A 12,598-nucleotide genomic window follows, 5' to 3' on the forward strand; every position below is an offset into this window, starting at 1 on the left:
TCTTTCAACTTCGGTCCACTAATCGCACAACTCTCTTTAGACAAAATAGATGACTATTTTCAAAGTACATATTGTCTTCATTCTGACCAAAACCAACCCTATCTAGATTTTTATTTCCACATAACTTTAAGGCAAAAATTAGCCTTCACAAAGGGATACACTACATTGGTTAGTATGTATCGTAAAACTTACCTTTATAACCATTCTTTTTTACTAGATATACATGAAAACTATCTCACATATAAAGGTCTGATATCATTCTTTATATCAGTATTTTTTTCGACATTTTTTGTCGAATTGTGTATATTTCCGCAGAACTGTGTAAATATACATTTTGTTTTACGTTAAATAATATTACTTTGAACATAATTCTGTTTGTCTGAGAAAGCGTATAGAAACGGAGGGATAACAAAAATAAATAGCTTATAAAAAATACTTTTAATATTCCATTTGTTCATGTGGAATAAGTCCCCAATGGACAAATGAATGTTCAGAGGAGGAAAAATGAAAAAACTTTTTAATGTATGTTTAATTGTATTCGTACTATTTTCGCAACTTGCTAGTTTTCCATACAATCAAGTAAAAGCGGAAATCTTAACAGGAGATTCCTTATTTGACACTGTTGAAATGAAAGATGCAACGAATCATATTATTGACGAAGCAAAAAATCCTAACAATTTAATAAAGATAGGATCAACCATTCAAGTAGAATACGCTTGGTCAATAAAGGATCAACAAGCTGCACACGCAAATGATACAGCAGTAGTTCAAATACCACTTGCATTAAAAGTATCTAAAGATTTGCAAGGGGATTTAGTAACAGATCAAAAAAATATTGGTCAATATTTTATAACAGCTAAAGATAATAAATTAAAATTAATATTTAATAATCAAGTAGAAAATTTGAAAGACGCTAAAGGAAAAATTAAAGTTGATACCGTGTTTAACTCAACTTTAAAAACTGGGGAAAAATCAGTTCAAATCGCTTTTCCTTTAGGAACAATGGTTCAGCCTATATCAGTTCCTGTTCAAGTAGAAAACTCTAAAGAAGATGGCACCAAACAGGATACTAATAAACAAGCGCAAGATCCAGTAGCTAAACCTGTTACTGACAATCCGGAGCAAGATCCAGCAACTAAAACTGTTACTGATAATCCGGAACAAAACCCAGCAACTAAAACTGTTACTGATAATCCGAAACAAAACCCAACAACTAAAACTGTTACCGATAATCCGGAACAAAACCCAGCAGCTAAAACTGCCACTGATAATCCGGAACAAAACCCAGCAGCTAAAACTGCCACTGATAATCCGGAACAAAACCCAGCAGCTAAAATTGCTACTGACAATCCAGAACAAAAGCTAGCAAGCGCCCCTGCTGAGAATACAAATTCAGGTCCAAAGCAAATAACAACAAACATTTTAACCAGTGTAAAGTTGACGGATAAAGACGGAAAACCATTTACAGAGGATAACCGTCCAAGTACAGATTCCCCTGCCAATATTGAGTTTACATGGGAACTTTTAAAATCAATGAATGTGAAAAATGGAGATTACTATATTTTTGATCTTCCTAAACATTTTAAGATTTACAATACAATTAACAGTCCTTTATATGATAGTGAAAACCATCAAATTGGTAATTTCACTGTTACAAAAGATGGAAAAGTCACGATGACATTCAACGATTATGTTGAAGAGCATCCAGATGTTGCTGGTAACCTACAATTAAAGACAGAATTTAATAAAGCTGAAATTAAAGGTACAACAACACAAGAAATTCCTTTCCCGATTAAAGATAAGGATGTTTCTATTACAGTTGATTTTAAGCCTAATGTACAAACAGCTACGAATAAAAAGGGTTTACCTGATAGACCAATTAATACAAATGAAATTAATTGGAAAGTAGAGATGAACAAAACGAAAGACACCCTTAAAAACGCTGTTTTTAAAGATAACATTCCACAAGGTACAAGCTTAAATAAAGATTCTATTAAAGTTTATTATTTAGAAGTTGATGTTAATGGGAATGTAACGCGTGGTGCAGAAGCTGAGCCAACAGATTACAATATTATTTCATCAGATGGCTCAAAATTGGAGATTGCTTTCAAAGACTCTATCAATAAAGCATATCAAATCGAATATGCCACAAAGATTACTGATGAAAATATTAAAAGTTTCCGAAATAACGTTACGATAACGAGTGATAATCAAAAGCAACAAAACGCAAGTTCTACTGTAACGGTTTCTCGTGGTACACACTTAAATAAAACAAGTAAATATGATCCAAAGACGCAAACAATTGAGTGGACAATTACTTACAATGGTGATCAAAGAGAGATCAAAAAAGCAGATGCGATTTTAAAAGATATTTTTGACGATACACACGAACTAGATGCAAATTCTATTGTTGTAAAAAACGCTTCATATAATGAAAAAGGAACGCTTGTAACAGGAGACGCTGTTAATAATTACACTGTAAGTAACAAGAAGAATGGATTCGATTTACAGTTTAATGATGATATTAATAGTGCTTATGTGATTACCTATAAAACCAAGCCAACTAATAAAGTTATAGAAGATGGAAAAGTAAAAAATAAAGTTACAGCTGATAATGATTCAAGTAAAGAAAATGAAGCTAGCTTCAAGCAGCAAAATATTATTAAATCTAATAATAAAGCTGAAACAAATTATAAAGACAAAACAACAACTTGGACAATTATAGTAAATAATAACAACTATCCATTAAGCAACGCGATTATTACGGACACCTTTGATCATGGTGGATTACAATTAAAAGATAAGAAACTAGAAATTAAAGACGGAAATTATACCCTTCAAGCTGGGACTGACTATGTTTTAGATGTAACAGATAAAGGCTTCAAAATTACTCTTATAGGTACGTATCAGTCTAATATGACAAAGACATTAGTCGTAAAATATACGACAGACTTTGATTATACAAAGCTAGAAAGTGGTAAAAATTCATTTAAAAATACAGGTAACCTTTCTTGGATAGATACGGATTCTAATCCACAATCAAATAAAGTTGAAGCTAATTTCGATCCTGATACTTTCACAAAGGCAAATGGTTATAAATACGGTTCTTATAACGCCCAAACGAAGGAAATTACTTGGATAATAGGCTTTAACTATAATAATGTTGAGATTAAAGATCCTTATGTTATAGACGTAATACAAGATAAACAAAAATTAGTGCCTGGATCCATTGAAGTGCGCGATATGATTCTAAATGGAAATCCTGATAATGCACAACCTGGTAATGCTGTACCAACTGAGAAATATGAACTTGAAGAACCTACAGAGAAAAATAAAAACACCCTAAAGGTTCATTTCAAACAATCAATTAATTCACCTTACTATATTATCTTTAAAACAAGCCTTGATGGTGAACTTATCCAAGGCACCTACAAAAACGAGGCAGATTTAAAAGATGGTTCTAAAATCGTAAACACCCTTACAGGTGACACTCAAGTAAATAAAGGTGGCAGCTTCGTTACTAAAAAAGCTGTGCAAGACGACAACTATATTAATTGGAGTATCGCAATTAACGAAAGCCAATCAACCATTGCAGATGCCGTTGTAACAGATGACCCAACCGAAAATCAGGTAATTGTGGAAGATTCATTCCACTTATATCCTACAACTGTTGATCCATATGGAAATTTAACAAAAGATACAGTAAACGAATTAAAAGAAGGAACAGACTATAAACTCAAAATAACAACAGACAATAATACCGGAAAGCAACATTTCGAAATTGCCTTCTTGAAAAAAATTGATCGAGCTTATATTTTAGAATATCGCTCACTTATTAATGCAGACGATAAAGAAAAAGTAAGTAATAAAGCGAAAATCACAGGCAATAAGTTGACAGTTAAAAACACAGAAACTACTGAAACGATTGAAGTGAGAATGTCTTCTGGTTCAGGCGGAGGATCTGCTACTAAAGGCCGTGGAAACCTTGAAATTATAAAGGTAGATAACGACAATAAGAACGCACTATTAGCTGGGGCAGAATTTACTTTATACGATCGTACAGGTAAAACTGTTATCCGTAAAATTACAACAGACAAAGACGGTATCGCTAAATTTAATAATTTAAAACGCGATAAATATTTATTAAAAGAAACAAAGGCTCCTGAAGGCTATGTAATTAGCTGGGATTTAAAACAAGGGAAAATTGTTGAACTTGGTACACAAGAGACTACAACATATAAACTTGCAAATAAGAAGTTTGTCGGTAAAGTAGTTTTAACAAAGTCTGATGACCTGAATAAAAACGTCACACTGCAAGGTGCCGTTTTCACACTACTTGATAAAGACAAAAAAATAATTTCAGAACACGAAAAATTAACAACAAATGATCAAGGACAAATTACTGTAGATAATTTAAAACCAGGAACTTACTACTTACAAGAAACAACTGCTCCTGAGCATTATAAATTAGACAGTACACCTATTCAATTCACAATCAAAGAAGATCAAACAACAGTAATAAACCGAACTGCAACAAACAGTTTGATTCCAGGATCGGCCATTTTAACAAAATTCGATAAAGATGGAAAAACTTTAGCAGGTGCGGAGTTCAGTGTACGCGATCGATATAACAAAGTAATTCGTGGATATGAAAAATTAACGACAAATGATCAAGGACAAATTGAAGCAAAAGATTTACGCCCTGGAGACTATCAATTTGTCGAAGAAAAAGCACCTAAAGATTACGACATAGATAAAAAACCAATTGAGTTTACAATTATAAAAAGTCAAAAGAAAGCAGTTACTGTTACTGCGACGAATCACCTCATTAAAGGTGGTGTCACTTTAACAAAAGTCGATGATGTCGATGGCACTGCCCTTGAAGGTGCTGTATTTAAAATTGTCGATGCGAATGACGAGAAACAAGTAATTCGTGAAAATATAAAAACAGGTTCAGATGGAAAAGTTACTGTTAAAGATCTAGAGCCTGGTGCTTATAAATTTATCGAAACAGAAGCTCCTAAAGATTATACGTTAAGTACAAACCCTATCGAGTTTACAATTGATAAAAGCCAACAAACTCTTGCTACTGTTACGGCAAATAACAGCTTAAAAACCGGCGAAGTTGAATTATTAAAAGTTGATGAGTTTGGTGAGAAAAAACCACTAGAAGGTGCAGTATTCAAACTTGTCGATACAAATAATAATGACGTTTCCCCTCACACTAACTTAACTACTGATAAACACGGTAAAGTTAAAGTTAGTAACCTACGTCCTGGTACGTATAAATTTATTGAAATAGCTGCTCCTGAACATTACGTTTTACGAGCAGAACCTATTGAATTTACAATCGATAGAAGTCAGAAAGAAACTCTACTTGTGAAAGCTGAAAATGCTTTAAAACCAGGAGATGTTGAATTAACAAAAGTTGATGATATCGATGGTACAGCTCTTGAAGGTGCTGTATTTAAAATTGTTGATGCAAATGATGAAAAGAAAGTCATTCGCGAAAATGTAAAAACTGGTGCGGATGGTAAAGCTATCGCTACTGGCTTACGCCCTGGCGATTATAAATTTATCGAAGTAACAGCACCGAAGTATTACGACAAAAATACAAAACCAATTAAATTTACAATTACAGAAAGTCAAACAACTCAGGCTACTGTTACCGCTAAAAACAGCTTAACAAAAGGCGGTATTGAGTTAACAAAAGTGAATGCTGCAGATGAAAAGGAAACACTTGAAGGTGCAGTATTTAAAATCGTTAATAGAGATACTAATGAAGATGTTCGTACGGACCTTGTTACGAATAGTAAAGGAATGCTAGTTGTAGATGACTTGCGTCCTGGTAACTATAAACTTATCGAAACAAAGGCTCCAACTTATTACGATGTAAATATAGAATCAATTGAATTTACAATCGAAAAAGGACAACAAAAACTCCTTCCACTTACATTTAAAAATAGTTTAACGAAAGGAAAAGTTAAACTTATTAAAGAAGATGATGTGGAAAGTAGTAAAGCTCTTGCCGGCGCTGTATTCACCTTGCAAGACGCAACTGGCAAAGAAATTATGAAAGATTTAACAACAGATGATTACGGAGTATTAGTTATTCCTGATTTAGCACCAGGGGATTATCAATTTATCGAAACAAAAGCCCCTGAACATTATAAATTAGACAAAACACCTATTAAGTTCACAATTAAAAAAGGTAGTAAGGAAGATCTTCCTATCCCTGTTACTGTAAAAAATAGTTTACTTACAGGTGGCGTCACTTTAACAAAAGTTGATGATGTTGATGGCACTACTCTTGAAGGTGCAGAATTTATAATCGTTGACGCTCATGATACTAAAAAGGTAATTCGAAAAGGTTTAACAACTGATAAAAACGGTAAAATTACTGCTTCTGATTTACGTCCTGGAGACTATCAATTTATTGAAGTAAAAGCTCCAAAAGACTATACCTTAAGCAAAGACCCTATTCCGTTCACTATCGAAAAAAGTCAAAAAGAGAATATTACTGTTACTGCTACTAACAGTTTAAAGAAAGGTGCAGTAACATTAACAAAAATTGATGACATCGATCGTACGATGCTCGAAGGTGCAATCTTTAAGATTGTGGATATGAATGGTAAGGAAGTTCATACGAATCTTGTTACAGATAAAAACGGTAAAATTTCTGTTTCTGATTTACGCCCTGGAGACTATCAGTTCATTGAAACAAAAGCTCCTGAGCACTATGTATTAGATGAAACAACGATTCCATTTACAATTGAAAGAAGTCAAACGAAAGAGATCAATGTTACAGGCAAAAATGCTTTGAAAAAAGGTAGCGTTGAACTAACAAAGATTGACGATATTGATATAACTACAAAACTTGCTAACGCCGTATTTAATTTATTAGATGCAGACGGAGAGCTAGTTAAAGAAGGCTTAAAAACAAATGATGAAGGTAAAATTGTTGTTGAAAACCTACGTCCTGGTACGTATCAATTCGTTGAAACAATTGCTCCTGAACATTACGATTTAGATAAAAAACCTATCGTATTTACAATTAAAAAGAGCCAAACTGAAACTCTTCATATCACTGCTACCAATGCTTTAACAAAGGGTGCAGTTAAACTTTCTAAAGTAGACGATGTTGATGGCACTGTTCTTAAAGATGCAGTATTTAAAATTGTTAATATGAACGGTGATGTAGTTCATAAAGACCTTGTTACAAATGAACAAGGAATAATCGAAATTAACGACCTACGTCCTGGTGATTACCAATTTATCGAAACGAAAGCTCCTAAGCATTACGTTTTAGATGAAACACCAATCAAATTCACTATTGAAAAAGGACAGAAGAAAGCTATTTCTTTAACTGCTACAAATAGCTTAAAACAAGGTAGTATCGAATTACTTAAAGTTGATGATTTAAACACTCAAACAAAACTTGCTGATGCGGTATTTAATTTACTGGATCAAGATGGCAAAGTACTTAAAACAGATTTAAAAACAAACAGTGAAGGTAAAATCGTTATCGAAAACTTACGTCCTGGTACGTATCAATTCGTTGAAATAACGGCTCCTGAACACTATGATTTAGACAAAAAACCAATTATATTTACAATTAAAAAAAGCCAAAAAGATATTGCTACCGTTACTATGAAAAATAGTTTAACAAAAGGCGGCGTGGAACTTTCTAAAGTGGATGACGTCGATGGCACTACTCTTGAAGGCGCAGTATTTAAAATTGTGGATATGAATGGTACTGTAATTCGCAAAAATCTTGTTACGAATCAACAAGGTAAAATTAGCGTTTCTGACCTACGTCCTGGTGATTATCAATTCATCGAGACAACGGCTCCGAAACACTACGATTTAAGCAAAGAGCCAATTCCATTCACAATTACAAAGAGCCAAGCTGATCCTATCTCCGTTACAGCTACAAATAGCTTAACGAAAGGCGCTGTGGAACTTTCTAAAGTGGATGATGTAGATGGTACTGCTCTTAAAGATGCGGTATTTAAAATTACTGATCTGAATGGTAACGAGATTCGTACTGAGCTTACAACAGATGTACATGGAAAAATTTCTGTTTCTGATTTACGTCCTGGGGACTATCAGTTTGTTGAAACGAAAGCTCCTGAACACTATAAATTAGATAGTACACCTATTAAGTTTACAATTAAGAAAAGCCAAAAAGAAAAGCTCCAAGTTACTGCTACAAATAGCTTAACTGAGGGTGCTGTAGAATTAATAAAAGTGGATGATATAAATCCAGATACAAAACTTTCTGATGCAGTGTTTAACATCATCGATGCGAAAGGTAAAATTGTTCGCACTGATTTAACTACTGATAAAGATGGTAAGATTACTGCTACGAACTTACGCCCAGGAGACTATCAATTCATTGAAACGAAAGCTCCTAAGCATTACGATTTAAATAAAACACCTATTAGCTTCACTATCGAAAGAAGTCAACTAACTCACGCTTCTGTTACTGCTAAGAATGGCCTAACAAAAGGTGGCGTGGAATTAACGAAAGTTGACTCTATAGATAAGAAAGAAATGCTAGAAGGTGCGGTATTTAAAATTACTGATCTGAACGGTAACGACATTCGTACGAATTTAGTTACCAATAAAGACGGAAAAATCATCGTTAAAGACTTACAACCAGGAGACTATCAATTTATTGAAACAAAAGCTCCTAAACATTACGACTTAAATGAAGAACCAATTAAGTTCACAATCGAAAGAAGTCAAACAAAGCATGTCTTCGTTACAGCTATTAATAGCTTAACGAAAGGTAGTGTTGAGTTAATTAAAGTTGATGATGCCAAGCAAAACACAACACTTGAAGGTGCAGTATTTAAAATTGTTAATAAGGATGGACACGATGTTCGTACCGATTTAACTACTGATAAAAACGGCCGTTTAGTTGTGGATGAATTACCGCCAGGAGACTATGAGTTTATCGAAACAAAAGCTCCTGAACACTATGACTTAAACAAAACACCTATTAAGTTCACAGTTAAAAAAGGCCAAGAAAAAATCGCCTCTGTTACTGCTACGAATAGCTTAACTAAAGGCGCAGTTGAATTAACTAAAGTTGATGACATCGATGGTACTACTCTTGAAGGAGCAATCTTTAAAATTGTAGATATGGACGGCAAGGATATTCGTTCTGATTTAACTACTGATAAAGATGGGAAGATTTCTGTTTCTGATTTACGTCCGGGAGATTATCAGTTCATTGAAACGAAAGCTCCTAAGCATTATGACTTAAATCAAAATCCTATCAAGTTTACTATTGAAAAGAGTCAAACTGCTAAAGCTTCTGTTACTGCTACTAACAGCTTAACTAAAGGCGCAGTTGAATTAACTAAAGTTGATGACATCGATGGTACTACTCTTGAAGGGGCTATCTTTAAAATTGTAGATATGGACGGCAAGGATATTCGTTCTGATTTAACTACTGATAAAGATGGGAAGATTTCTGTTTCTGATTTACGTCCGGGAGATTATCAGTTTATTGAAACGAAAGCTCCAACTGGCTATGATTTAAACATTAAACCAATTCCTTTCACAATTACGAAAGGACAATCTCAGGTTACCTCTGTTACAGCTTTAAATAGTTTAACAACAGGTTCAATTGAGTTAACTAAAGTTGATATTGATCACCATGGAACACTTGAAGGTGCCATTTTCAATATTTTAGACCAAGATGGAAAAATCATCCGAGAAGGTTTAAAAACAGACCAACACGGAAAAGTAATCGTAAATGATTTGAAACCTGGTAATTATCAATTAGTAGAAACACAGGCTCCTAAAGGCTATCAATTAGATGCATCACCAATAAACTTTACAATTGATAAAGCCCAAGCTACACCACTACAAATTACAGTTTCAAATAAAAAGATTGAATCTTCGTCAGGTGGAGATGACAAGCCAGTTACTCCTCCAAATAAAGAAGAAAACAAAGGCAATGAAACATCTGAGAAACACAAAAACGGAACTTCCGAAGAAACATCAAATGAAACAGATAACAAACAGCAAGATGATCGAAATACGGATAAACACCTTCCAAATACAGGTCATAAAGAAGACCCTACACAAACAGTAGGTATCGTCCTTCTACTAGCTGGATTATTAAGTATTTTAGCTACAAAACGCAAAAAACATTATTAATAATGTTTTTACATCCAATCAATCTCTCAATTGATTGGATGTTTTTTTATACAAAAAGGACGATACATAAAGTATCGTCCTTTTAACGGGGTGAGGCTGCCCAAAAGTACGGAAAACCTTTGAACAGCCTCTTATTTTCATATGGATGCCTTACATATATCACTGATAATAATTATGAAATGCGGAAACATAATTACCATCAACTGATTCAAACATGAGAAATGAAACCCTACAGTGGTTCCATTTCTCTACATAATCTAAAGTTTGGGTACACTAGATTCATGCAATGTAGGAGCTTTCAGAGTAGAAAGCGAACCTTCGTTTAAAATGATAGCATACATATCTTCCTCAAAAATATGCAAATATGCATATATTGTTTTTATTTCTCAATGTCAGAATATTGAAAAATAAAAGACGCGAAGGTAAAATAAAGTCATTATCCGTCTTCTTTTGTCAGTCACAGAGAATAGAAGAATAGGAGAGGAAAAAATGAGAAAATCATTGAAACAAAAAATAGTAAGCTCTTTGCTTGCTGTATCACTCGCTGTTAGCTTAGCTCCAATTGGGCAAGCAAAAGCGGATTCCACGTCAGAGGTTACACAAACTCCATCTATTACAAAACAGATTGATCCAAACCGCGCAATTGAACATGTTCGTTTCTTATCTGAAACAATTGGTCCTCGACCCGGTGGAACAAAATCCGAAGAATGGGCTTCTCGTTACATTGGTATGCAGCTTAAATCGATGGGCTATGAAGTAGAATATCAGCCATTTCAGGTGCCCGATCAGTACGTTGGATTCATTGAATCACCACTATCAATAAAACGTAATTGGCAAGCTGGTGCTGCTCCTAATTCACTAATTTCTACAGAAGCTGTTACAGCTCCCCTTATCTTTGTTCAAGGTGGGACAAAATTAGAAGATATTCCAAATGAAGTAAACGGTAAAATTGTTTTATTTGAAAGAGGAACGACAATTACAGACTATAATAAACAAGTTGAAAATGCTGTTAGCAAAGGTGCAAAAGGTGTTCTTTTATACAGTTTAATTGGCGGACGCGGAAATTATGGACAAACCTTCAATCCCCGCCTAACGAAAAAGCAATCTATCCCTGTCTTTGGTCTTGCTTATGCGCAAGGAAATGCATTTAAAGAAGAAATCGCTAAAAAAGGGACAACAATTCTTTCCCTAAAAGCGAGACATGAATCTAAATTAACATCTCTAAATGTTATCGCCAAAAAGAAACCAAAAAAGAGTACCGGTAATGAAAAAGCAGTCGTTGTAAGTTCGCACTATGATAGTGTTGTCGGAGCACCTGGCGCAAATGATAATGCTTCTGGAACTGGATTAGTATTAGAACTAGCTCGTGCTTTTCAAAATGTAGAAACTGATAAGGAAATTCGGTTTATTACCTTTGGTTCTGAAGAGACTGGCTTACTTGGCTCCGATTATTACGTTAATAGTCTATCCCAAAAAGAACGCAATCGAATTTTAGGTGTCTTTAACGCAGACATGGTTGCAACAAATTATGATAAAGCAAAGAATTTATACGCTATGACACCTGATGGCTCTACAAACTTTGTAACAGATGCTGCCTTGCAAGCAGGTAAACAACTAAATAATGACCTCGTCCTACAAGGTAAATTCGGTTCTAGTGATCATGTTCCATTTGCTGAAGCTGGTATTCCTGCTGCTCTATTTATTTGGATGGGTGTCGATAGTTGGAATCCATTAATCTATCATATTGAGAAGGTATACCATACACCTCAAGATAACGTATTAGAAAATATTTCACCTGAACGAATGAAAATGGCATTAGACGTTATCGGAACAGGGGTTTATAACTCGCTTCAAAAACCTGTTACTCAAACTGAACAGAAAGCTGCTTAATCAATAAAAGACCACTGATTTTTATCAGTGGTCTTTTATTGAGAAAAAATATATATGCATAAAAGCATATTTTATCCTACTCATTATCGTATACAATATTAACTGTAACAATATCGATTACAACTTATAAGGAGGCTTTTTCTATTATGAAAAAAATGATTTTAGCAGGTGCGTTAACTTTAGCAGGAATTACCGGCGCTACCGCGTTTATTCCTGAAACAAAAGTCGCTGCTGCCGCTCAAGAACAAAGCTTTACAAAATTTTATTCTTTGCAAACTGGAGGTAGTTCTGAACAAGAACCTGTTTTCCTTCAAAAGGGACAAGAGTTAACAATTCAACCTAACAGCAAAACTCCTAGTTACAGTGTTTATGACTCAAATCATAACCTTATTGGACGTTATTCTGATGGTTACGGCCGAATTTTCACTGCAAAAACAGATGGAAATATGTACGTTCAATTTCATGCACCTTACGTTTACTATAGTCCTGTTAGTTTTTCTGTTACTTATACAATCCAATAAAATAAAGGGCC

The 12,598-nt window shown here is 34.2% G+C and carries 3 protein-coding genes; all 3 read left to right on the plus strand.

The genetic code is table 11. The annotated features are described in order from the left end of the window. The first annotated feature begins 504 nt into the window (after nucleotides 1-504). The 3 genes from QCI81_RS13610 to QCI81_RS13620 all read left to right on the plus strand — a co-directional run bounded on the left by QCI81_RS13610 (nucleotide 505) and on the right by QCI81_RS13620 (nucleotide 12,587). On the plus strand, nucleotides 505-10,176 hold the full coding sequence (locus tag QCI81_RS13610) for a SpaA isopeptide-forming pilin-related protein (RefSeq protein WP_353810809.1): 9,672 nt from the start codon (nucleotides 505-507) through the stop codon (nucleotides 10,174-10,176). A gap of 489 nt (nucleotides 10,177-10,665) precedes the next feature. Further along, nucleotides 10,666-12,066, plus strand: coding sequence for a M28 family metallopeptidase (locus tag QCI81_RS13615; protein ID WP_053563296.1), 1,401 nt, complete (start codon nucleotides 10,666-10,668; stop codon nucleotides 12,064-12,066). Between the two features lie 146 nt (nucleotides 12,067-12,212). Further along, nucleotides 12,213-12,587, plus strand: a complete 375-nt coding sequence (locus QCI81_RS13620; RefSeq protein WP_000738223.1) for a hypothetical protein — start codon at nucleotides 12,213-12,215, stop codon at nucleotides 12,585-12,587. Nucleotides 12,588-12,598 lie beyond the last annotated feature (11 nt).

It is taken from the genome of Bacillus cereus group sp. MG20 (assembly GCF_040459885.1).
GTDB classification, from domain to species: domain Bacteria; phylum Bacillota; class Bacilli; order Bacillales; family Bacillaceae_G; genus Bacillus_A; species Bacillus_A cereus.